The sequence below is a fragment of the Candidatus Nitrotoga sp. AM1P genome, from assembly GCF_013168275.1.
Lineage (GTDB): Bacteria > Pseudomonadota > Gammaproteobacteria > Burkholderiales > Gallionellaceae > Nitrotoga.
This window is the reverse complement of record NZ_AP019547.1, coordinates 1,754,346-1,777,837: the sequence shown is the minus strand read 5'-3', so window position 1 is coordinate 1,777,837 and position 23,492 is coordinate 1,754,346. Positions and strand designations below refer to the sequence as shown.

The following is a 23,492-nucleotide window of genomic DNA, read 5'->3' as shown; positions in this document are numbered from 1 at the left end:
CGTGGCAGATACTTTATTCATGTGTACTCTGGTTGTTGGATGCTTCGTCAATTACTGGATAGTCCTCGCTATGCAAAATACACTTCGGTACCTCACACATCATATTGTCTCTATCTACCACTATTACCGGATCTTTTCCTGATTTCACCATGCTATTCAATTCCGATCAATCGTTTTATGGTTGCCAGCAATTGTGCATCGCTGGTACGCGATTTCACCATCAAGGAAGCCACGTTCCGGATTTCTTCTCGCTCAATTTCACGGGCTGAAAATACCATCACCGGGATCGGTGGCGTTGCGCCATTCAATAGGGATAAAAGTTCTTGACCCGAACCGTCGGGCAAGGTGAGGTCGAGGATTACCAGGTCGTAACGGCACTGCTTAAGCAAGTGTTTCGCCTCGGCAAGCATGCCTGCATGATCAAGATCAGCCATATCACCTACGAGGCCATGCATCACGTTAAAGATATCAGGATCGTCTTCGACATGCAGTACTCGAGGACGGATGCCGGAAAATCGCCCCACTGCGCGCCTTATCGCCAACACCATCTGCTCTTTGTCAATCGGCTTGGGGATCCAGTCAATTACACTGTACGCCTCGCCATTCAATTCCAGGCTGCCCGCAATCGCTCGGGCCGAAACCACTACGATCGGTAATTTGGCGGTTTTCTCCTCCATGCGCAGTTCACGGATAAACGCGATGCCGTCCTGGCCAGGTAGCGACAGATCAAGCGTCATGGCCGCATAATGATTCTGTGCCAGCATGTGTTTTGCCTGTACGGTATCGTAGGCAACATCGGCCACGAAGCCATCCTGTTCCAACATAAAGTGTAGCAACGCGGCGATGAGGCGATCGTCCTCACAAATGAGGATTCGCTTGCTTTTTTCTTCAGTCTTGTCAGAAGAGAGGTCGGCTATCTTTGCCTCTATCGGAAATTCGATAAAGAAAGTGGTCAACACATTGGGTTCTGAACTAAAACCGATCATACCGCCCATCTTTTCGACAATCGCCCGAGTGATGGAAAGCCCCAAGCCCGTGCCCCCTTTCTTGCGGGAGTCAGAGGAATCACCTTGGGCGAATTTCTGGAAAATCTGGTTACGGAATGGCTCGGCAATGCCGCTGCCATGATCCTTCACGGCCACACGAACCCGGTTGCCGCTGACAATAACGGCAACCATCACTTTATCGCCCGCGAACGAAAATTTGGCGGCATTGGAGAGCAGATTGGCCAGAATCTGCATCAAACGGTTAGCATCCACATTCACCATGATGTCCGGCACATCGTTTTCCAGTTCATAGCTCACATTGAACTGCTCACCATAGGCGCAATTTGCTTCCAGCGCCTGATGTAAGAGAGGCATCAATTCAACCGGTTTACAGTGAATATCCATCTTGCCGGCCTCGATTTTTTCCATATCGAGAATATCATTGACTAACAGAATCAAGCGTTCGCTATTCTTGTGCGCAATGTCCACCAGCACCTTGGCTTGCGGTGGCAGATCACCCGCCGCTCCACCGGCGACAAGCCCGAGCGCACCTCGGATGGAGGTCAGCGGCGTGCGCAGCTCATGGCTGACGGTAGAAATAAATTCGCTTTTCATGCATTCGATATTTTTGCGTTCGGTGATGTCCTGGATAATAGCGACAAATACTGGTGGATATTCTTTGGCTGGTAGATGTAGACGGGCCTCTATGGGATAGAGGCTCTGATTCTTCCTTCGATGCTCGGCCTCGTAAATCACAACGTCCTGCTTTCCAAGCCGGAGAGTGCTGATACGCTGCTCGAATAGGTTATGTGTAAGATTGGGTTCGAGGTCTAACACTGTCAACCCCTTGAGTTCATCCATGGAATAACCCAAGTTGCGCTGCGCCTCGGCGTTGACCATGGTGAAATGCAATGTCTGCGCATTGAACACATAAATTTCGTTCGATGACTCGTCGAGAACACGCCCTAAGCGGGTCAATTCATGCTCGGCTTGCTTGCGTTCTGTAATATCGCGCGAAAGACAAATGAAACGTGGTTCCTGGCCAAGCTCAGTAGGCATACGGGAGATAGACAGTTCGAACCACAACTTGCCTTGCGGAAGTATAAGCTCGAATTGTTTGCCTTGTGAACGACCTTTTTCATTAGCCTCTAGTAATGCGGACATTCCGATATCCGCTGCATCGGCCGGGAGGACTTCAAATATTGTTTTACCAAGAAGTTCTTCCTGCGGGGCCGCTAGTAATTCAACATGCGGAGAATGATAAGAATAATAACGTCCGTCCAATCCTAGCTCGAACAGCAAGTCGGGGATCGCATTGAGCGTAGCTTGCAGCTGGTTTCGCGTCGCAAGAATTTCGCGCTCATAATTTCTACGATCGGTGATTTCCCTGGCATCACCTGCGATACGAATAATGGCGCGGACAAGCAGAAATCCAATCCATAGAACGAACCCTAAACCAATGATTGCCGTAGCGATTGAAATGTTACGAATAGTCTCGTAGTGGCCACGTATCTCATCATATTTCTGCTTTGCCACGGTCAATTGCAGCTTGCCGAGTGTCTTGATACCATTCCCAACTGGTTGATAAAGGAGCTGGATATCTTCCACGACGATTTGATTTGCTTTCTTGATGTCATTGGCCCGCAATGCGACTATTACTGGCTTCAGACCTTGAGTAACTAATTTATTACGGTCATCGACAAATTTCGCCGCCAGTACCTTTTCCTCAGACGTGAGATGGTTGGCCATGTAGGCTTTCCATATTTTTTCGATTTCCGCGATATTTTTTTCGATCTTTGCGGTATTAAGTCTAATCATATCAGGCGTCGGCGTCACCAGACTACCCGCTATAACGAGGCGGTTTTCCAGTATCAGCGATTCAATATCCGTTATTTGATCAAGCGCAAGGAGGCGGTCATCATAAATAGTTTTAAGGCTGTCTTTAGCGCTGTTCATTTCAAAAAGGACAACCGATCCGATTCCCAGCAAGGTAGCTCCCATCAAACAAAAATAGAAGATCAAGCGCGATTGAATGGTTAAATTTTTCATCATATTTTTTACATGGGTAAGCGACATTATCGATATTGCTACGGACGAAGGCTGTTGCACCTGGCTAGCCTGAAGGATTTGTTCATATGGAGAAAGCACACTCGCCTTGGTTACTTGTCACTAGCTGTATTCACGCATCAATGTTATTAAAAACAATTCGCTGCTTATAGTAAGTAGTTGGATTCCACTATACCAACCGAGCTCATGACGATGTATAGCTTGATTCGAATAATTATGAGCTATCATCAGACATCCACCCGTAATGCTCGTTCTGGTGAAAATCTGCTGATGGATTATTTAGTTTTAATCCGCAATAAGTGAAATGCCAGTTTGCAATAAGGCGGTCGGCTCCTTTGCTGCCAATGGATGATTAAAGTAGTAGCCTTGACCTTCGCCGCAATCCTGAGCCAGCAGAAATTCGTATTGCTCTCGTGTTTCTATGTCCTCCGCAATGATGCGTTTCTTGAGACTTTTACCCATGCTTATCACGGCACTGACGACGGTAGCATCGTCCGGGTTGCGGCACATCTGGCTTACGAACGACTGGTCGACCTTCAGGCTGCCGATCGGGAATTGTCTCAGGTAACTCAGGCTGGAATAGCCGGTACCGAAATCATCGATCGAAAGCTTTACGCCCAAATCTGCAAGTGTATGAAACATGGAATTAATAGGCCCGGCATTCTGCATGCTGATTTTGTCGCATGAGCTAAGTAGTACTATGCTTTAGGTAAGTTATAAGAAGGCGGATTCAAGTTCGACAATACATTGTTAAAATTAAGCCGCATACTTTACAGGAACATATTCAAAGTAACTTTTATACGCTCAGCTATTTCCTGTAGCTTGCACATGTGACGGGTAGTTCCGAAATTGCACTATACGCCTGTGCCTTTCGGCTCGTGCCCTTCCGTCTTGTTGTTCCAACACAATCTATCAACTATAGCTTTGGGATACTTGAAATTTCTGCCAACTGCCCCATCTATTAATCCATAACTTTTATTTAAGGAGCGATTATGCGATTTGACAAATTTACGACTAAGCTGCAACAGGCGCTGTCTGATGCCCAGAGTTTGGCTGTGGGTAGTGACAATCAATTCATTGAGCCGCAGCATTTATTGCTGGCATTGCTCAACGATGTCGATAGTGGCGCGGTCTCACTGCTTGCACGCGCAGGTGGGAATGTTGTTCCTTTAAAAGAGGCGTTGACGCAAAGTGTGGCGCGTCTGACCAAGGTGGAAGGACATGGCGGCGAGGTGCAGGTTGGACGTGATCTCGCTAATTTGTTTAATCTTACCGACAAGCAAGCGCAAAATCGTGGCGACCAATTTATTGCTTCGGAAATGTTTTTGTTAGCGCTAACCGAAGACAAGGGTGAATGCGGGCGTCTATTGAAGCAGCACGGTGTCGTCCGTACAGCGTTGGAGCAAGCAATCAACGCGGTCCGTGGTGGACAAAATGTGGGTAGCCAGGAAGCGGAGGGTCAACGCGAGGCACTGAAAAAATATACTGTGGACCTGACCGAGCGTGCGCGTCAAGGCAAGCTGGATCCGGTGATCGGACGTGACGATGAGATTCGTCGCGCTATTCAAGTTCTGCAACGCCGCACCAAAAATAACCCAGTTTTGATTGGTGAACCGGGCGTGGGTAAGACCGCTATCGTGGAAGGTTTGGCGCAGCGTATTGTCAACGAAGAAGTACCGGAATCCCTGAAGGGCAAGCGCGTGTTGTCGCTTGATATGGCGGCGCTACTGGCCGGTGCGAAATATCGCGGCGAATTCGAAGAACGCTTGAAATCTGTGCTGAAGGAAATAGCCATGGAGGAAGGACGCATCATCGTATTTATTGACGAGCTGCATACCATGGTCGGCGCGGGCAAGGCTGAGGGTGCAATGGATGCGGGCAACATGCTGAAACCAGCGTTGGCCCGGGGCGAGTTACATTGCATCGGCGCCACGACACTGGATGAATACCGTAAATACATTGAAAAAGATGGCGCGCTAGAGCGTCGTTTCCAAAAGGTGCTGGTGGATGAGCCGACAGTAGAAGCAACCATCGCTATCTTGCGTGGTTTGCAGGAAAAATATGAGTTGCACCATGGTGTGGAGATTACCGATCCGGCTATCGTGGCAGCGGCAGAATTGTCGCACCGCTATATAACTGATCGTTTTTTGCCGGATAAGGCAATTGATTTGATCGACGAAGCCGCCGCGCGTATCAAAATGGAAATTGACTCCAAACCGGAAGTGATGGACAAACTTGACCGGCGCCTGATTCAGTTGAAAATTGAACGCGAAGCAGTAAAGAAGGAAAAGGATGAGGCATCGAAAAAACGTATGCAACTTATCGAAGACGAGATTGAAAAGCTGTTGCGTGAATATGCCGACCTGGAAGAGATATGGAAAGCGGAGAAAGGCTCGGCTCATGGCACGGCACAGGTAAAGGAAGAAATCGAACGCGTACGTGCCGAAATTATCCGGGTGCAACGTGAAGGCAAATTGGACAAAGTGGCCGAGTTGCAATATGGCAAACTCCCGCAACTTGAAGCGAAATTAAAAGAGGCGAATCAGGCAGAGGCAGCCAAACCTCAGAATCGGTTGCTACGCACGCATGTGGGTGCGGAAGAAATTGCAGAAGTGGTGAGTCGCGCCACCGGTATTCCGGTTTCCAAAATGATGCAGGGCGAGCGTGACAAACTGCTGCAGATGGAAACCAAGTTGCACGAGCGCGTGGTTGGACAGGACGAGGCCGTACGCTTGGTCTCGGACGCAATCCGTCGTTCACGTTCTGGGCTTGGGGATCCTAACCGTCCCTATGGATCTTTTCTGTTTTTAGGACCCACTGGAGTCGGCAAGACCGAATTATGTAAGGCGTTGGCCGGGTTTTTGTTCGATTCAGAAGATCACCTCATCCGCATCGACATGAGTGAATACATGGAAAAGCATTCCGTGTCGCGACTGATCGGTGCGCCGCCCGGCTATGTCGGCTACGAAGAGGGCGGCGGGCTTACCGAGGCTGTACGACGCAAACCCTATTCCGTCATATTATTGGACGAAGTGGAGAAAGCGCACCCAGATGTGTTTAACGTACTTCTGCAAGTGCTGGATGATGGCCGAATGACGGACGGGCAGGGGCGTACCGTAGATTTCAAGAACACAGTGGTTGTAATGACTTCGAACCTTGGCAGTCAAATGATCCAACAGCTATCAGGCGACGATTACCAGGTCATCAAACTGGCTGTGATGGGCGAGGTAAAGAATTATTTCCGTCCTGAATTCATCAACCGCATAGACGAAGTAGTGGTGTTCCATGCGCTGGATGAAAAGAATATTAAGGCTATTGCACGTATCCAGTTGGGCTATTTGGAAAACCGCTTAGCTGCGATGGATATGAAACTTGAAATTACCGATGCCGCTCTGACGGAAATTGCTACCGCCGGATTCGATCCTACTTATGGAGCTCGCCCGCTTAAACGTGCTATTCAGTCACAACTGGAGAATCCGCTTGCCAAACAGCTTCTGGAAGGCCGCTTCGCCGCTAAAGACACCATCAAGATTCATTGCTTGGGTGGAATAATGAGGTTCGATAAAGGCTAAGATCATATAAAAATGCCGTTGAAGTGAACTAGTTTCAATCTGAGACTAGTTCACTTTTCAATATCAATATTTGACACGCACCCGGTAAGTCAATGTGGCCTTGCCGTCAGCGGGTACCGCTACTTTCCATTCTGCGGTGCCGGATGTCACCTTGGTGTGTGGTTGAGATTCGGATATCATCGTCCAGTCACCAGGCATGGGTTCTCTTACCACCACGGTGACTGCCTCGTTCTTGGCATTTTTCAATACGATCTCGTAGGCACTTTCGAAGATGTTACTAGAACGCCCCGTTCCGGCCAATTTCTGAAAATCTGTCTGCTTCTTGTCGGCCGTTACATCAAATGCCTCTCCCAATTTCAGGCGAATAGACTCATTTTTAGGTGTGTGATTAATTTGATCTTCACCTACAAATTGGGCATTGCGCTGAGCATCTTTTTTGTAAACCCGGATTACCCCCTTGGGGAGCGGAATCCCTAAGCCATCGCCCTTGTTTTGAAATTCTACAAACACCCCCACTTTAAGCTTCTGACCAATGTCTCCATACTGTCCAGAGTAATAGTAATTCGCGCCTGCCAACAAAAACTCTTTATTTATGGGTACGCTGGATGCAGACATCAGCGCCACCTGTTTGGTCTGATTCTCCATTAATGTCGTAGTGCGTTGCAGCGTATAGAGATGATATTCAAACAGGGATTCTTCTTTCATTTCCTCCGCATCCGCCATTTTCGACGCCATAGCCATCATGTTGCGCGGAATGGATTGCGGTTGACGAACCCGGTTCAGATCGCCGGCCACCAGTTGCAGCTTGGCATTCGGATACGCTGCCCCACTTTGATTGGTCAGCGTAACCCAGCCATTGAGATCAAGGCGATCATCACGTTCATTTAATTCAGCTACATAATCGGCGCGCCATGATAGCCCGGCAGTCAAATAGGAAAGCTCAAGATTTTGTTCGCCCGCCATCGGGTTGATAAGTGAGACAACCAGAGTAGGTTTATCGCGTAAGTTCTCCGGAACACCGGAAAATGCCAGGCGACCAGGGACGCCGGTCTCTATACGATCGGCAAATTTGAGTACGGTACCCCCATTGGTTGCAAGTACTGTGGCTGTTTCTCTGATTTCCGTACCGGTGGCTGGGTTGGTTTGAATTACTGTCACCTCTTTGTTGAGATATTTTTCCAGCAGTTTTTGCGGCGTCAACAAATCAAAATCGAAATTTTGCTCCTGCAAACGGAATCCACCGGGATTGGTAAGATTACGCAGTAGTGCCGTCTCGGGCTGCATTTGAGCGGAGACTTCGCGCCAGGCCAGGTTATTGAAATCACGATCCAGTTTTACCCTGCGCGCATCTTTAATTAAAGCCAGGTTGTCGTTGTAAATCGTCACAGCTACTTCCTTTTGATCTGACACTGTTGTGACTTTCTCATCCCGAGGAGCAGCAACTCCATTTAGAGATGTTAACAGGGAGCTCGCTACAATCATGTTTGCAATTGATACCTTGGGCATTTAGCTTCTCCTTATATAGTCCGCAAATTCAAAATTTGAAGTACGCCATCTTACGGTGGCTTGATATAGCGTATTTCTTTAAAGAATGTTCCAAACGGTGTTCTGTATTCCACACTTAGCGTACCCGAATGTTGAGGTGATTTACCGCTTATACAAATTGATACTTGGTATCTTTAATTTTACTCATAAGTTATAAATAGCCCGACACTTTAGAAATTTTAATAGCAACACAAAGGTCACATTTTGTATCAAAGTATGACCACAAATTTGATTGAAAAACTCAAGATTAATATGACAGATGACCGTTGAGCGAGTGTGAGGAAGGAAAATCGAGCGAGGGGATTGCCCCACGATGAGATGGATCCAACCACGATCCACAAATAGCTGAATCGCGCAAGTGATAGGAGCGGTCTGCACAAGCTCAACGCAAGAAAAACTCATGAAGAACGCCCCTTTCTGATGTAAACAGGCGTGGAATTAAGCCCCCAACTCAGAACGATCTACATCTGGCTTTGTAGCCAATTCTGGATGCCGACTTTCTGCATCACGTCCAACTGGGTTTCCAGCCAATCAATGTGTTGTTCGGTGTCTTCCAGAATTTTTTTAAAAATTTCACGAGAAACATAATCGTTAGCACCTTCGCAAGCGGTCATCCCAGCGACCAGATTTTCGCGTGCGCCCAATTCTAGCTTGAGATCAGAGGCCACGCACTCCTCGGCTTTCTCGCCGATCATCAGCTTGCCAAGTTCCTGCAAATTAGGCAGACCTTCCAGAAACAAAACGCGCTCTATCAGCAGATCAGCGTGCTTCATTTCCTCGATGGATTCCTCATATTCGTGCTTGCCCAAGCTATTGAAACCCCAGTTCTTGTACATGCGTGCATGAAGAAAATACTGATTAACGGCAGTCAGCTCGTGTTTCAGTTGGCGATTGAGAAACTGAATGATGTCTTTATTGCCTTTCATGATGATCTCCTTAGGTTATAGCCATCAACCAGATGGCTAATTATTCATACGCTTTATATTTTTTCTTTAAAGGTAAAAGTATACGATAGCTGATACTCCAGCAGAAGTCGAACAGCACCAGGTATTTATTTCGATTCTAGAACCGTATTTTCAATAGTCGCGATCCAGATTTCGATTCCATAACCTTCTATGCGCTGATCGATTCGTTTGCCGACAACCTCGACCTCATGGCCGACATATGGCCTAAGGGTTTCAACGTCAAGACCAGCCACGTATACCTTTAGTTTATCTGCACCAACAACCAGCCTGAATGGCATGTCGCGTGTATTTGGCCCCTCTCGAACATGGGCCAGTTGAAACATACCGATAAGAGCTTCCTCTGGTTCCGGCCTTTCCCGATAGAAGGATTTGTCTGCAAAAACTTGCAAAGGTTTCAGCTTTCCATTTTGCGACATGGCTTTTTTTCATACGGCCCGGGAGCCACTGGTACCTCCGATGTAGGTCGCTGGTCGCTCGTCTTGCCAGACTCGCTTGTATTTGCGAATGGCTTACAGCCGATTCCAAAATAAGCTGCCAGAATGACTGTAACAAAAGCTCGTCGTACCCCTGTCAGCATCGCAATTAATTGCGAACGTGGGTTGCCCAATACACTGTTTGAGACCCCGTTGGAACATTGTACCCTCTGATTCGGATCACCCAGGTTCCCGTTTGCAGAGCACCGCTCACACCAGTTCGCTCGAAGACACTGACGCCTGAGTAGCCTTTGGCCCGCTCAATACCCGATGGATCAATCAGATGTACGTCGATATCGTTGTGAGTCTGCGCTGCTGATTCAGGCCACCACAAGGCGGCATCCAGATTACTTTTGCCGGCCCCGACGTTTATGGGAATGAAACCAGAGATTGATTGCTGTTCCTTTGCATAATTTTTTACCTCCATTTAAATAACATCAAGAATTAAAAAAATTGTTAAGTAGATTGAATTTATAAAGTGAGTGGATTATTAAGCACTGAGTTAATCGATACGAACGGATCTAAACCGAAACTTCACGCCGGAGATCGTGTTCCGGTCACTCACCGGAAAGGGAACACCCGCCTTCAACCAACAACGGCCACGTGGCCCCTGAATTCCCCGCCGCACATAAGTCCAAGCCGCACACATTTGATCGTTCATGCATGTAGTCTCGCAGGTCTGCCATGAGTCGATCCAGAAATTGTTATAGTCTGATCCCGGACGATTGGTATTATCTTCTGCCTTCAGATCGCGCTTTGAAATGTGTTCGCCTGAGCCGGAGTTGCAGCAATTGTCCTTAACCAGAGTGGGAACTCGGTCCTTGAGCCAGCAATGTCCACTTGGCCCCTGGATTCCCGGCTTGACCCAAGTCCAAGCCTGACATCGAGGATCGCCCCCGCATGAGTTTCTACAGACAAATGCCGAATGTGCGTTGAAATTGGCATAATCGGAACCGGGCAAATTGAATCCATCGACAGCTTGTGCTGATACGGAAAACACCAGCATCGCGGCTACAACAAGAAGGTAGGCCCGCATGATATATCCTCCGCTGAATATACTAATAAACGTCGCCTGGCAACGACTAAAACCAAGCGTCTGCTTTACTTTTTATAACATTAAAAATGCGCCAAAAAATAAGGTGGTCAGAATCGAATCCTAAGATAACAACTATAAAAAGCGAATAAGCAAATTGCTTATTTTGGCTAAAAAATTCATATTTTTTGAATATTTTTAATGCCGGATGAAATTAAGGTGACCAAACGGGATGCGCAGCGGAAAATGGGCAAGTTGTAATTCAAGTGGTGGAAAGTGCTAACTTGAAGGGTGGGATTTTGTGTGATGCGGCTTACTATTTATAACTCATAACAGGTTATAACAAGATGGCGGCAACCACTTTGCGGTCTTCTCCCATAAGTATATTGTAAGTGCGGCAAGCGGCGGGGGTGTCCATGCTTTCCACGCCGATGCCGGCCGCAGTCAATTGCTGATATAGGCGTGGATGCGGAAAACGCTGCTGCGCACCAGTTCCGAGCAGCACAATTTCTGGCTTCATGGCTAGAAGATAAACAAAGTGCGATTCATTTAATGCATCGAAATTTTGCGGCTGCCAATCGCTGAATACCTGTTCCGGCGTAACCACTATGGAATGCTCAAAGCACTGGCCGCTGACCGTGACATAGCCAGCACCGTGGGCAGTGAAAATATTTTGGTCTGTGCGGGTGTTGAGATGCAGTTTCACGAGAGTTCTCCATTTGCTGACCCAAGCGCGCTCGGTTAGAATCACACCCTTTGTAGTCAGTAATTGCAAGGGCTATAAGTGTATTTATGACGTTTTTCGTTCGTATCAAATTCTACCACCCAGTGGATTGATGTCACAATTTTGAAGCAACAGATTGAGAGAACCCATTGAAACATCCGGACAGCACAGATATGGAAATTGTGCCCCTTATATTGAAATCCACCAAACTGGCCAGCGTCTGCTACGACATTCGCGGCCCCGTGATGGCGCGCGCCAAGCAGATGGAAGAAGACGGCCATCGTATTATAAAACTGAATATTGGCAATTTGGCGTCATTTGGCTTCGAAGCACCGGAAGAAATTCAGCAAGACGTAATACATAACCTGCCTAACTCTTCCGGTTATTCTGATTCAAAGGGATTGTTTGCCGCGCGCAAAGCCATCATGCACTACGCTCAGCAAAAGAATATCGCCGGGGTAGGGTTGGAGGATATTTTTATTGGTAATGGCGCATCCGAATTAATTGTGATGTCCATGCAGGGACTGTTGAATACGGGCGATGAAGTACTGGTACCAGCACCGGATTATCCGCTATGGACAGCGGCGGTTACCCTGGCGGGCGGCACGCCGCGCCACTATTTATGCGACGAGCAGGCTGACTGGTTACCGGACGTGGCTGACATCAGCAGCAAAATCACATCCAACACACGCGCTATCGTGCTGATCAACCCGAATAATCCTACTGGTACGATATACCCGGATTCGTTGCTGCAAGAAATTATCGAAATCGCACGCAAAAACAGACTCATTGTGTTCGCCGACGAAATTTATGACAAGGTGCTCTATGACGGCGTGAGCCATACCTCTATTGCTTCGTTGGCGGATGATGTACTGTTCGTTACGTTTAACGGTTTGTCCAAAAATTATCGCGCTTGTGGCTATCGTGCCGGCTGGATGATTGTGTCGGGCAGAAAGAAGCACGCGCAGGACTATATTGATGGCCTGGGCATTCTCGCTTCGATGCGGTTATGTTCAAACGTGCCCGGGCAATTTGCCATCCAGACTGCGTTGGGAGGTTATCAGAGCATCAATGATCTGGTCGCGCCTTCCGGACGGTTGTGCAAGCAACGGGATCTTGCTTACCAATTGCTTACCGCTATTCCGGGTGTTACATGTGTCAAGCCGAAAGCCGCGCTATACATGTTTCCACGCCTGGATTCCAGGATGTACCCAATCAATGACGATCAGAAATTTATCCTTGAACTGCTGGAAACGGAGAAGGTGTTAGTTGTTCAGGGTACGGGGTTTAACTGGCCGAATCCTGACCACTTCCGCGTGGTGTTCCTGCCTAATGCGGACGATTTAGTCGAAGCGATTGGCCGAATTGCGCGTTTTCTGGAGTATTACCGCAAACGTTTTGGGAAGAAATAAAAAGGCGATCTAAACGTGCCCTAACCCTTCCCAATTCCCCTACTCTCAGGGGAGGCCGAGAGGGGATGAATAAACGAATTGAATTTTGGAGTAAAAAATAATGAAGCCAATGAACGTAGGTCTACTGGGTATGGGCACCGTAGGTGCGGGTACATTTACTGTGTTGTCACGCAATGCTGAAGAAATTTCCCGCCGCGCGGGTCGTCCCATACGCATTGTCGCAGTAGCGGAAAAAGATGTAGCGCGTGCCAATGAAATTACACAGGGCGCCTGTCGTGTAGTTAACGATGCCTTCGCTGTGGTGAGCGACCCGGAAGTGGATATCGTTATTGAGCTAATCGGCGGTTGCGGTGTGGCTAAAGAATTGGTGCTTAAGGCCATTGCGAATGGAAAGCATGTAGTCACTGCAAACAAGGCTCTACTGGCCATGCATGGCAACGAAATATTTGCTGAGGCACAAAAGCAGGGTGTGATGGTTGCATTCGAAGCGGCAGTGGCGGGCGGTGTGCCGATTATCAAAGCGGTACGCGAGGGCCTGAGCGCCAATCGCATTGAGTGGATTGCCGGGATTATTAATGGAACGACCAACTTTATCCTATCCGAGATGCGTAATAAGGGGCTAAGTTTTGATACCGTGTTGAAAGAGGCGCAGCGTTTGGGTTACGCGGAGGCCGATCCGACCTTCGACATCGAAGGGGTGGATGCAGCGCACAAGATCACCATACTTTCTGCGATTGCGTTCGGTATTCCGATGCAATTCGACAAGGTTTATATTGAGGGTATTTCCCAGCTTAATGCAAAGGACATAAAGTACGCTGAACAACTCGGCTACCGCATCAAACTGCTCGGAATTACCAAGCGTACGATGGCAGGTGTTGAGTTACGCGTACATCCCACCTTGATTCCCGCCAAACGACTGATCGCCAATGTGGAAGGTGCGATGAATGCGGTGGTAGTGCAGGGCGACGCAGTCGGTGCGACGTTGTATTACGGCAAGGGTGCGGGTGCCGAACCAACGGCCAGTGCAGTGATTGCCGATCTGGTTGATGTAACGCGTATGCACACTGCCGACCCGGAACATCGTGTGCCGCATTTGGCATTCCAGCCGGATCAATTGGTCGACCTGCCCATTCTGCCAATAGCTGAGGTGCAGACCTGTTTCTACCTGCGCCTGCGGGTGCATGATGAACCTGGTGTGCTGGCCGATATCACACGCGTGCTGGCTGATGAGAAGATTTCGATTGATGCCTTGATTCAGAAAGAACCCGGTGAGGGTGAAGACGAGACGGATTTGATTCTGCTTACCCATTTGACCCTCGAAAAACGCGTCAATGCAGCTATTGCCCGGCTTGAAAAACTATCAGTGGTAGTGGGTAAAGTGACGCGCATCCGCATGGAAGAATTGGGCAAATAAGGCATTCCCTCTCTACGGAGAAACACTTGTTAAAACTTATTCCTTACTTCTTTCTCCTGTAAAAAGAATAGGGATTAAAAGCGAAGCGAGCAAAACAATGAAATACATCTCTACACGTGGCAATTCACCCGCTAAAAATTTCACCGAAATCCTGCTCGGTGGACTCGCGCCCGATGGCGGCCTGTACCTGCCGGAAGAATACCCACAAATAACGCGAACCGATCTGAATAACTGGCGCAATCTGCCTTACGCTGATCTCGCTTATGCCGTACTGTCCAAATTTGCAACGGATATTCCTGCAGCCGACCTCAAGGTAATCGTTAGCAAGACTTATACCTCTGCCAACTATCACAACGCTCGCGCTGATTCCGACACTCAGCAAATTGCCCCACTGCGTACGCTGGAATCGGGAATGCATATTTTAGAATTATCCAACGGCCCAACCTTGTCGTTCAAGGACATGGCGATGCAATTGCTGGGTAACCTGTTCGAGTACGTGCTGGATAAACAGCGCGAAGAACTTAATATTCTCGGCGCCACCTCCGGTGACACCGGTTCAGCGGCGGAATACGCCATGCGCGGCAAGCGCGGCATCCGCGTGTTCATGTTGTCGCCGCACGGCAAAATGTCCGCTTTCCAGCGTGCGCAAATGTATTCACTGCAAGATCCAAACATCTTCAACATCGCCATCCGTGGCGTGTTTGACGAAGCGCAGGACTTGGTCAAGGCAGTATCCAATGATCACGCCTTCAAGGCTAAATATAAAATCGGCACGGTTAATTCGATCAACTGGGCACGCGTGTCGGCGCAGATCGTCTATTATTTCAAGGGCTACTTTGCCGCGACACAATCCAACGATGAGAAAGTAGCCTTTTCGGTGCCCTCCGGCAATTTCGGTAACATCTGCGCGGGTCACATTGCGCGCATGATGGGCTTGCCCATCGGCCAGCTTATTCTTGCCACTAACGAAAATGATGTATTGGATGAGTTCTTTAGAACCGGCGTCTATCGCCCGCGCGCGACGGATCACACCTATCACACCAGCAGTCCGTCGATGGATATCTCCAAAGCATCCAACTTCGAACGCTTTATATTTGATCTGGTTGGACGCGATGCAGCCAAGGTGCGCGAATTCTGGAGCAGCATTGATGCAGGGGGCGCGTTCGATATCAAGGGCACGCCCTATTGGCATGAGCTGTCTAAATTTGGTTTCGCTTCCGGAAAAAGCACGCACCTCGACCGCCTTAAAATCATCCGCGAACTATGGCAAGACTACGACGTAATGGTCGATACCCATACCGCAGATGGGATCAAAGTCGGCCTCGAACAACGCCGTCCCAGCTTGCCGCTAATCTGCTTGGAAACCGCGTTGCCCGCCAAGTTTGAAGACACCATCATCGAGGCACTCGGACGCAATCCAGAACGGCCTACCGGATTAGAATCTATCGAAAAATTACCACAACGTGTCGAGGTGATGGACGCAGATTTGGAAAAGCTTAAGGCATACATCGCTGCCAACATTCCGAATTAGAGCTCAACACTCGCCCGTATCCTTGGAATAGTTGATGGTGAAATTGCAGAGCGGCCCTTTACGAGTCTATTTTTACAAGTCCATGCGGTTTGAAATTCGATAGTTATTCCTACCTGCGTGCTTGGCATCATATAGCGCCAGATCTGCGCTCTTCGAAAGAGCCTCCGCATTGCGACCATGCACGGAATAAATACTGACGCCTATACTGGCGGTAATATTGACGGTTTGACCATGAATGCTATAAGGTTGTGACAGTATTTGGATCATTTTTTCCGCGGCGATGGATGCACCGGCAGCGTTGCTAATTTGCCACAGAACAATCACGAATTCGTCTCCGCCTAAACGCGCTACGGTGTCCTCTTGGCGCACCGCAGTTACCAAGCGTGATGCGACCAGTTGCAATACAAGATCTCCACCGTCGTGGCCAAAGATGTCATTAATCTGTTTAAATCTATCCAAGTCTATATATAACAGCGCCATCGCATTCATGTTGCTTTGTGCGTGGGTGATGGCCTGTGAAACCCTATCCGCCAGCAGTTGCCTGTTGGCTAACCCAGTCAGCGAATCATGCAATGCTCGGGATTCCTGTACCTTGGCATGATGATGCACTTTCTTATGTAACAGACGTACTTCCAACAAGTTATGAACTCTTGCCAACGTCTCGGCCACGTTAAAAGGTTTGCTAATGAAATCCTTCGCACCCGCTTGCAGCGCGCGCAACTCTAGTGTCGGCTGGGCAGTAATCACAAGCACGGGAAGATAGCTATCCGATTCAATTTCCTTAAGACTTTCTATTACTTGAAATCCGTCCATTCTGGGCATTTGCAAATCAAGTAAGACTAGATCATAACGATTTTTGCGGTATAACTCGCATACATCAAACGGATTCGTTGTGGATGTGACAGAAACATAGCCCGCACCACTCAACATGTGTTCGAGCAAGCGAATGTTAACGTCCTGATCATCAACAATCAGAACATTAGCATTAAGAATATCAGATCGGCTGACCATTGATGTCACCTTACTTCAGTTAAATCTGGGCAACTCGGCACCTTTAAAACAGGATACTTTATGAAAGTGCAAATCACCTTACAACCTTCGACAGGCAAGATGTCACGCAAAGTTAAGCGTTGCAGAATTTCTCACACAGACATCATAGGATTTCTGGTAAGCCGGGGAGAAATAATTGCCCGTCCGCAATGAATATCTGGGCGCTCATCATTGTCGAGTGAATCATCACTTCTTTGCAAAGACTCGTCCGTGCGTTAGCGCGCATATAAAAACTTTTCCTGTTTTTATAGTAACGCTGAGGCTACCGCCTCCCGCATTTCGCAGCGTATTCCAATATTAACTGTCTGCGGCGTTGCTTATCGGCAAACGCTCAAGAAAATAGACGAGTGATTCCCGAGTAGTTTCGTCGTTATCGGCTTGCGGTAATTAAACATTAACGGCTGTGGTTGATTCTTGAATTAACCCACTACAAATTAATGAAAACTATGGCCCTATCTTGGTACCAGTCATTTCAATCTCAACACGGCGATCAGGTTGCAAACATTCGATAGTTTTGGGGGTTTTGTTACCTGGGCATTGGTCCTTTATTGTAATCGGCTGCGTATCACCCTTTCCTTCGGTAAGCACTATATCGGGCGAGACACCTCTTCTAACAAGGTAAGCCTTTACGGTAGCTGCTCGTTGTTCGGAAAGAATCTGGTTGTAATGGGCACTACCAAAGCGATCGGTGTGACCAATTACCTTGATTGCTTGAGGATTGGTATCTTTAAGCTTTTCAATAAAACCATCCAGCTCAGCCCGAGCTGACGGCCGCAATATCGGTTCACCAAAATCGAAAAGTTCACTTGCATCTAATGTTATTTTTTTAGTGGAAACAACTGGCAATTCTGACACTGCAACCGGTTCCTCGGTTTGAACTGGTGAAGGAATTGGAGTGATTTTGTCAATTTGAGCCGCCTCATCAATTGGAGCAGGCTTATCAACTGAAGTAGTCTTATCCATTAAAGCAGGCGCGGGCGGCTTCACTATCGGCATTGAATTACATCCTCCCTCGTTTGCCTGACCAAAATGAGTGTGCCAACATTCTCCAGCTCCGCTCTTTACTATCTGGCCACTCGAGTCATGAATATTTACTTCAATATGATCCTTTTCGCTGCTTGTTGTTTGTGCATTAACCCACGGGGTGACAATTCCCAGCATCAAAACAATTGACACAGATAGTCTGTTTTTTTTATTTGCTAATGGCTTCCTCATGAGGTTCTCTCTCTATTAAGTTAAGGGTATTTTTTTGCGTTAAGCTTTCATTATTTCATGCTAAATTTATGTGCATTATCAGATTCACAGCAAAAATTGGGGAATAAAAAAGGCGCACAATCAAAAATTGCGGCGCCTTGTATCACCTGTCCTAAATTATAGAGGTAGGATCCAAGATCCTTTTAGGATATTCCTTATGACAGAAGCACCTATAACGCCGAAAGTTAACAGTAACAGATAACTATGAAAGCCTTCAACTTATAGTGATAGCATCTTCTTTTTTGTTGCCATTTAACTACAACATACAAAAATGTACGTTGCTGAAGTATTCGACTCATTAGTCATTATGGAAACCATGCATACGCATCATCAATCAGCGCGTGATACGCGATCATTGTCCACACGCACTCGATCACCGATTTTTATATCACTAACGCTACTTTGAGTGACTGCATGAGTAGTACCGTTACTCAATCGAACACGGATACGATACTCATCTCGGCTAGCGACTTGTGAACGCTTTTCAATTTCACGACCGGCAACAGCACCTCCGATCACACCCGCAACTGTAGCTGCGGTCTGGCCTCTTCCGCTACCAACTTGATGTCCCAATAGACCACCCACCGCTCCACCGATTAAGGTTCCGGCAATATTTTTACTATCATCGGAAACCTTAATAGTCTCTATATCTTCAACCACACCATAGCCAATAAAATTGGACGATGATGAGGATGTGGATGGCAATGAAGATGTATTGTTCGACGCAGCAGGGTTACTACTGTTGGCACAGCCTCCTATTAACGTCGCAGCCGTCATAGCTCCTACTAAAATAATTTGCATCGATTTCATTTGGCACTCCTAGATAAGCCAGCATAGCCGGATTTTAAAAATAAATTATAAAACTTCAGCAAAGGCCAAGCCATTCGTAGAATTTCAGCAAAAAAAGAACGCGTGCAACTGAATATACATATAGAGAAAGTTCACGCTATTATTTTTTGTCACCATTAACGGCGTCTTGAATTTTCTCTCCGGCCTTTTCAATTTTCTCTCCGGTTTTCTGAACTGCCTTGTCAATTTCTTTGCCAGCACTCTCGGCCGGACCTTCGTGTTTCTGACAACCCAATAAAACCAACATTAAGACACTTACTGCTAATGCCGCAGCAGTGTGTGTTTTTAATTTCATCATTTAGTAAACTCCCTGAATAAATTGTATATCTGATAAACGATGTATCTTCGCATTCAGTCTAGTTATAGATACATCGAGTTGCTCATATATATTCTACTTGCTGATCTCGTGACCGATAACCCCGCCAACTGCAGCGCCACCAATCGTTCCAGCAGTGCTACCTCCTGTCAGCACCGCACCGCCGAGTGCGCCCGCCCCAGCACCGATAGCGGTATTCTTACCCTGTGTTGACATGCCCGAGCATCCACCTAAGCCAAGAAGCATAGTTGCGATTAATGTGTTTATTGCAACTTTATGTATCGTTTTCATGTTAGTTCCTTTTTTAGTTATAGAAAATCAATCGTGGTCACCGACCCTAAGCCTGCTTTTTCTTTAATGAGTCTAGGCTTCAGTTAATCATTTACTATTATTGGCTTCCTCTGTTCAAGCATCGTATTGTCTTTAGTAACTGCGCTCAGCGTCACGCTTCTCAAGCACAATATCAGTATGCGCTATCGCACCTTAATTACCAGTCGTTAATTTGCTTTCGACGTTTCCATTTGCGCCTTGGCATCAGCTTTTGCAGCAGCCATTGCAGCTTTAGCTTCCTTTGGGCAAACATCTTTAGGGTTACCAGCTAGATCATCACATTTTTCCTTGGCTATTTTATAATCCGTTTTTGCTTTAGTGACTCCATAAGCTTCCTGAATTTTGCCTGCTAGTTGATCACGTTTGCCCGCTATAACGTCAAGATGATCATCTGTAAGATTTTCCCATTGCTCTTTAACCTGACCCTTTAATTGTTTCCAGTTCCCTTTGAGTTTTACCGCAGCCAGTGAAAGACAAGACGCCGGTAACCGACACAATCAGAACAAGCAATCTATGGTAAGTATTCATGCTTTTTCTCCTATAAATTTAACTAGAAACAGAATATGGATCGATAGAGATACGATAAATCCATATCATCATCGATCAAACGCTCACAGTCTTCTGTGGGTTTTTTCATACTTCAAAAATCTATTCAGTGCGCTAGCGAATATATTTGCCAGCGCTCAGAAGATTATTGGGTTATCTACGTGCCGCTTCGTAAAGGGGCATGACGGTTGGCAGCAATTTTTCGATGTGCTGAATGCGAGTTGAGTCGGCCGGATGGCTACTCAGAAACTCAGGCGGACGCTGGCCGCCGCTGGCCTTCATCATTTTCTGCCACAATGTGATTCCTGCGCGTGGGTCGTAGCCTGCTCGTGCACTTAGTTCCAGGCCAATGTGATCAGCCTCAGTCTCGTCAGTACGACTGAATTTGGTTGCGATCAGTGCCTGATAACCAGCGCCAGCCAGATCAGCTATACCCTCACTTAAACCCAACAATGCGGCGCCAACACTAATTGTGGTATTGGCAGCAATTGCCTGAGAGACCTGTTCACGAGAGTGCTCGCGCAATGCATGGGCAACCTCATGCCCCAACACAACTGCGATTTCATCATCGGTTAACTTTAATTCATTGATCAGTCCTGAATAAAAAATAATTTTTCCTCCAGGCATACAGAATGCATTAAGCTGTTTATCGCTAATTATATTGGTTTCCCATTTCCAACTTGGCGCATCAGGACGAAATGTTGCGGTATGCGGTTTGATGCGGTTGGTAATCGTAAGGAGCCGTTCCAACATCGCGCGATCTTGATTCAGTGTTCCTTTTTGTGCTGCATCTTCTTTCAGCTTGGTATAGCTTTGTTCGGCAACTTGCTCTAATTGCTGTGAAGAAACAAGCATGAGTTGAGAGCGCTTTGCACCGACCGCACCGCCACTGGTAGTGGTTTTACATCCGTCAAGTGCAATTAATGAAAGACTGATAAATATTGCCGAATAAATCTTATTATTAAACATACTTTCCTTTACGATTCTTACTTACCCATCACAATATTTTGTATCGCGAAGAGCTACCGTATCGTTCGATACAAAAAATCAGAAAAATTAACGACGATTCAAAAGCAGTCCAATCACTGCTCCAATTCCAACAGCCACACCTATAGCACGCCAAGGATTTTCATGAACATAATTGTCAGTGGCCCGCACTGCTGTCTTGGTAGTTTCAATCGCAGTTTCTTCAATGTGACGCAGCCTATCTTTAGCAGCTTTCAAATTTGATTCCATCTTTGCGCGTAAAGCATTAGCTTTATCACCACCTTCGTCTACCACAGATTTCAGCAATTGCTCACCTTCGTTCACAACAGCATTGAAATCTTTGAGTAAATCATTTTTTAAGTTTTGGCTAATAAATTGTGTCATAACAAACTCCATTTTTGTTATAAATTATATATTTATATAATTTATGGTTAAAGACTTTCTAAGTTTCATAAAACGTGTTCAATATATTACTAAATAATAAACACAGTCGGTTCGATAGCGAACATAAGATAACTATAAAAATTAAGATTTCATATATTTCGACCAATCAGCACATAATGCATAAAGTTATTTTTTAAGACGTAACTTCTATCGCCTGCAAGATCTAATCAAGATTAATCAATACTCTGATAAGTAGCGAACGCAGTAGAAAACGGAGGCCACATGCTAATTTTATCGCCGTGCAGCAGGTCTGCGCTGTGGCAAAATCATAGATAGCGAAGTTAGTGACAACATCATCCCGCCCAGTCAACTGGTGCGCAATGATGCACCAACTTTGTTGGTGGATGACTCAATACCATACTGCACGGGCGACCGCTCCCAACAAAGCTTGGGGAGTGGGCACCCTAAGTGCATATCGCCATCGGCATCCTTAAGGCGTTTTTGCTGGGAATCTATCACGAGGTATAGTCAAGCACTGAATATATGCGATCATCTATAGGCCAGATCCTATGGAAATACATCAACCCCATTTAGATTTTTTGAGTTGCCTTAAAGAACTAGCTTACTGTCACACATAGAACAATTACGAGACTGAGAAAATACAAGGTCAATCAGAGGATTAGCTTAAGCCGCCTGTACTGAAATTTCATCACGTTGGGCAATAATACGATTGCGCTCATCCACATACACCAATTTTGGATGAAATTTCTGCAACTCCAGTTCGGTATACAGTGCGTAAGTGGCGATGATTAGTATGTCGCCTGGATTGGCCTTATGCGCCGCAGCACCATTCACCGAGATGACGCCAGAACTGCGTTGTGCACGGATGGCATAGGTGGTGAAACGCTCACCATTGGTGACGTTATAAATATCGATTTGCTGGTATTCACGGATATCAGCGGCATCCAATAAATCCTCATCGATCGCACACGAGCCTTCATAATGCAATTCCGAATGCGTCACATGCACTCGATGCAATTTGGCTTTGAGCATAGTTCTTTGCATTGCGTTACCCCCTACGGGAGAACAAGGGCAGGCATTATATAAGGACGCCTCTATAAATCCAAATTTCACCCCAGTACTGCTTCACCAAAAAAGCTTCACCAAGAAAGTTTTTAATTTATAGCCACACCCGAGTCACCCATTTCTTAAGATCTCCAGGTTATCTATAAGTCGAGTCTTCCCCAGCCAAGCCGCAGCCAATATGACCAGATTGCACTCGCCTGTGGTGGGTTCAGCCAAGTTGGCTTGACTGCGTATCGCCACATAGTCGACCTGCCAACCACGTGCGCTAAGCACTTCCATAGCTTGCCGTTCCAACTTCAAGGAATCCGTTGCACCATCCATAATAGCCAGGCGAATCCCCACAAGATTTTGATATAGAGAAACCGCTTCAGTTCGCTCTACAATGTTTAAGTACTGGTTGCGTGAACTCAGCGCCAGGCCATCCGATGTACGCACAGTTTCGCCGCCGATAATTTCTACGGGCAGATTCAATTGTGCCGTCATTTGGCGCATTAAATACAACTGTTGATAATCCTTCTTCCCAAACACCGCGATACGTGGCTGCACAATGTTGAACAGCTTCAGCACCACCGTCGCCGCGCCGCGAAAATGACCGGGACGGAAAGCACCGCATAACTCATTGGCGATGGGCGGTAACTCTACTGTTACTTGCTGCGGCTGCGGATATAAGTCACGCTTGCTCGGCGCAAAGACCATATCCGCCCCGCACTGTTCCAGCATTTTGCAATCCTGCTCCAGTGTTCGCGGATATTTGGAATAATCCTCGTTCATGCCAAACTGTAGCGGATTGACAAATATGCTTACCACCACAAACTGGCCATGTTGGCGTGCAATCCGCACCAGATCAAGGTGCCCCTGGTGCAGATTACCCATAGTCGGCACCAAGACGATGCCCGTTACACCTTGCAAATGCAAGCGTAGTTCGGCAATGGTGTGAATCACTAGCATCAAGGTCCCTTAAAAAATTA

General features: G+C 47.0%; 22 protein-coding genes and 1 pseudogene. 4 read left to right on the top strand and 19 right to left on the bottom strand.

Translation table 11 applies throughout. The features are described from left to right. Window positions 1-152: 152 nt before the first annotated feature. Both W01_RS07920 and W01_RS07915 read right to left on the bottom strand, forming a co-directional pair. On the bottom strand, window positions 153-3,038 hold the full coding sequence (locus tag W01_RS07920; RefSeq protein ID WP_173053622.1) for a Tar ligand binding domain-containing protein: 2,886 nt from the start codon (window positions 3,036-3,038) through the stop codon (window positions 153-155). A gap of 300 nt (window positions 3,039-3,338) precedes the next feature. Continuing rightward, the gene (locus W01_RS07915; RefSeq protein ID WP_242006910.1) at window positions 3,339-3,695 is read right to left on the bottom strand and encodes an EAL domain-containing protein; all 357 of its coding nucleotides are present in this window, start codon (window positions 3,693-3,695) and stop codon (window positions 3,339-3,341) included. Between the two features lie 350 nt (window positions 3,696-4,045). Between W01_RS07915 and clpB the strand changes: the two genes are divergently transcribed. Then, window positions 4,046-6,625: an ATP-dependent chaperone ClpB gene (clpB, locus tag W01_RS07910; RefSeq protein WP_173053618.1), complete on the top strand. Its 2,580-nt coding sequence runs from the start codon at window positions 4,046-4,048 to the stop codon at window positions 6,623-6,625. A 63-nt stretch (window positions 6,626-6,688) separates the two neighbouring features. Here clpB and W01_RS07905 read toward each other — a convergent pair whose 3' ends face one another. The 6 genes from W01_RS07905 to W01_RS07880 all read right to left on the bottom strand — a co-directional run bounded on the left by W01_RS07905 (window position 6,689) and on the right by W01_RS07880 (window position 11,347). Further along, entirely contained in the window at window positions 6,689-8,131 is a 1,443-nt protein-coding gene (locus W01_RS07905; protein WP_173053616.1) for a DUF4139 domain-containing protein, read from the bottom strand. A gap of 500 nt (window positions 8,132-8,631) precedes the next feature. Further along, on the bottom strand, window positions 8,632-9,096 hold the full coding sequence (gene bfr / locus W01_RS07900) for a bacterioferritin (protein WP_173053614.1): 465 nt from the start codon (window positions 9,094-9,096) through the stop codon (window positions 8,632-8,634). A 125-nt stretch (window positions 9,097-9,221) separates the two neighbouring features. Next, complete coding sequence (locus W01_RS07895) at window positions 9,222-9,551, bottom strand: hypothetical protein (protein ID WP_173053612.1); 330 nt, start codon at window positions 9,549-9,551, stop codon at window positions 9,222-9,224. Between the two features lie 166 nt (window positions 9,552-9,717). Further along, the gene (locus W01_RS07890) at window positions 9,718-10,035 is read right to left on the bottom strand and encodes a hypothetical protein (protein ID WP_173053610.1); all 318 of its coding nucleotides are present in this window, start codon (window positions 10,033-10,035) and stop codon (window positions 9,718-9,720) included. Between the two features lie 75 nt (window positions 10,036-10,110). Beyond that, the gene (locus W01_RS07885) at window positions 10,111-10,644 is read right to left on the bottom strand and encodes a PAN domain-containing protein (protein ID WP_173053608.1); all 534 of its coding nucleotides are present in this window, start codon (window positions 10,642-10,644) and stop codon (window positions 10,111-10,113) included. A gap of 334 nt (window positions 10,645-10,978) precedes the next feature. Next, window positions 10,979-11,347: an Mth938-like domain-containing protein gene (locus tag W01_RS07880; RefSeq protein ID WP_173053606.1), complete on the bottom strand. Its 369-nt coding sequence runs from the start codon at window positions 11,345-11,347 to the stop codon at window positions 10,979-10,981. Window positions 11,348-11,538: 191 nt separating this feature from the next. On the opposite strand from W01_RS07880, the gene W01_RS07875 reads away from it, so the two are divergent. The 3 genes from W01_RS07875 to thrC all read left to right on the top strand — a co-directional run bounded on the left by W01_RS07875 (window position 11,539) and on the right by thrC (window position 15,722). Next, window positions 11,539-12,777, top strand: coding sequence for a pyridoxal phosphate-dependent aminotransferase (locus tag W01_RS07875; RefSeq protein WP_445082546.1), 1,239 nt, complete (start codon window positions 11,539-11,541; stop codon window positions 12,775-12,777). Between the two features lie 100 nt (window positions 12,778-12,877). After that, a complete protein-coding gene (locus W01_RS07870) occupies window positions 12,878-14,191 on the top strand; it encodes a homoserine dehydrogenase (RefSeq protein WP_173053604.1) in 1,314 nt (437 codons plus the stop codon). 97 nt (window positions 14,192-14,288) lie between these two features. Continuing rightward, entirely contained in the window at window positions 14,289-15,722 is a 1,434-nt protein-coding gene (thrC, locus tag W01_RS07865) for a threonine synthase (RefSeq protein WP_173053602.1), read from the top strand. Window positions 15,723-15,794: 72 nt separating this feature from the next. Here thrC and W01_RS07860 read toward each other — a convergent pair whose 3' ends face one another. The 11 genes and pseudogenes from W01_RS07860 to panC form a co-directional block, all read right to left on the bottom strand. Then, window positions 15,795-16,733 (bottom strand): GGDEF domain-containing response regulator, encoded by a 939-nt coding sequence (locus W01_RS07860; RefSeq protein ID WP_173053600.1) that lies wholly within the window; start codon window positions 16,731-16,733, stop codon window positions 15,795-15,797. A 483-nt stretch (window positions 16,734-17,216) separates the two neighbouring features. Continuing rightward, entirely contained in the window at window positions 17,217-17,987 is a 771-nt protein-coding gene (locus tag W01_RS07855) for an OmpA family protein (protein ID WP_173053598.1), read from the bottom strand. Window positions 17,988-18,356: 369 nt separating this feature from the next. Further along, on the bottom strand, window positions 18,357-18,827 hold the full coding sequence (locus tag W01_RS07850) for an outer membrane lipoprotein (protein WP_173053596.1): 471 nt from the start codon (window positions 18,825-18,827) through the stop codon (window positions 18,357-18,359). Window positions 18,828-18,975: 148 nt separating this feature from the next. After that, the gene (locus tag W01_RS07845) at window positions 18,976-19,173 is read right to left on the bottom strand and encodes a hypothetical protein (protein ID WP_173053594.1); all 198 of its coding nucleotides are present in this window, start codon (window positions 19,171-19,173) and stop codon (window positions 18,976-18,978) included. A gap of 93 nt (window positions 19,174-19,266) precedes the next feature. After that, window positions 19,267-19,482 carry a glycine zipper 2TM domain-containing protein gene (locus W01_RS07840; protein ID WP_173053592.1) on the bottom strand — a complete coding sequence of 72 codons (216 nt, stop codon included), beginning with the start codon at window positions 19,480-19,482 and terminating at the stop codon, window positions 19,267-19,269. A 206-nt stretch (window positions 19,483-19,688) separates the two neighbouring features. Beyond that, window positions 19,689-20,018: a CsbD family protein gene (locus W01_RS14690; RefSeq protein ID WP_445082526.1), complete on the bottom strand. Its 330-nt coding sequence runs from the start codon at window positions 20,016-20,018 to the stop codon at window positions 19,689-19,691. Between the two features lie 202 nt (window positions 20,019-20,220). After that, window positions 20,221-21,036 carry a M48 family metallopeptidase gene (locus W01_RS07830; protein ID WP_173053590.1) on the bottom strand — a complete coding sequence of 272 codons (816 nt, stop codon included), beginning with the start codon at window positions 21,034-21,036 and terminating at the stop codon, window positions 20,221-20,223. Between the two features lie 87 nt (window positions 21,037-21,123). Next, a complete protein-coding gene (locus W01_RS07825; protein WP_173053588.1) occupies window positions 21,124-21,438 on the bottom strand; it encodes a DUF883 family protein in 315 nt (104 codons plus the stop codon). Between the two features lie 409 nt (window positions 21,439-21,847). Continuing rightward, window positions 21,848-21,907 (bottom strand): annotated as a pseudogene (gene cas5, locus W01_RS14685) (CRISPR-associated protein Cas5); the annotation flags it as partial. A gap of 215 nt (window positions 21,908-22,122) precedes the next feature. Next, window positions 22,123-22,503 carry an aspartate 1-decarboxylase gene (panD, locus tag W01_RS07815; protein ID WP_173053586.1) on the bottom strand — a complete coding sequence of 127 codons (381 nt, stop codon included), beginning with the start codon at window positions 22,501-22,503 and terminating at the stop codon, window positions 22,123-22,125. A gap of 132 nt (window positions 22,504-22,635) precedes the next feature. Next, window positions 22,636-23,472, bottom strand: a complete 837-nt coding sequence (panC, locus tag W01_RS07810; RefSeq protein WP_173053584.1) for a pantoate--beta-alanine ligase — start codon at window positions 23,470-23,472, stop codon at window positions 22,636-22,638. Window positions 23,473-23,492 lie beyond the last annotated feature (20 nt).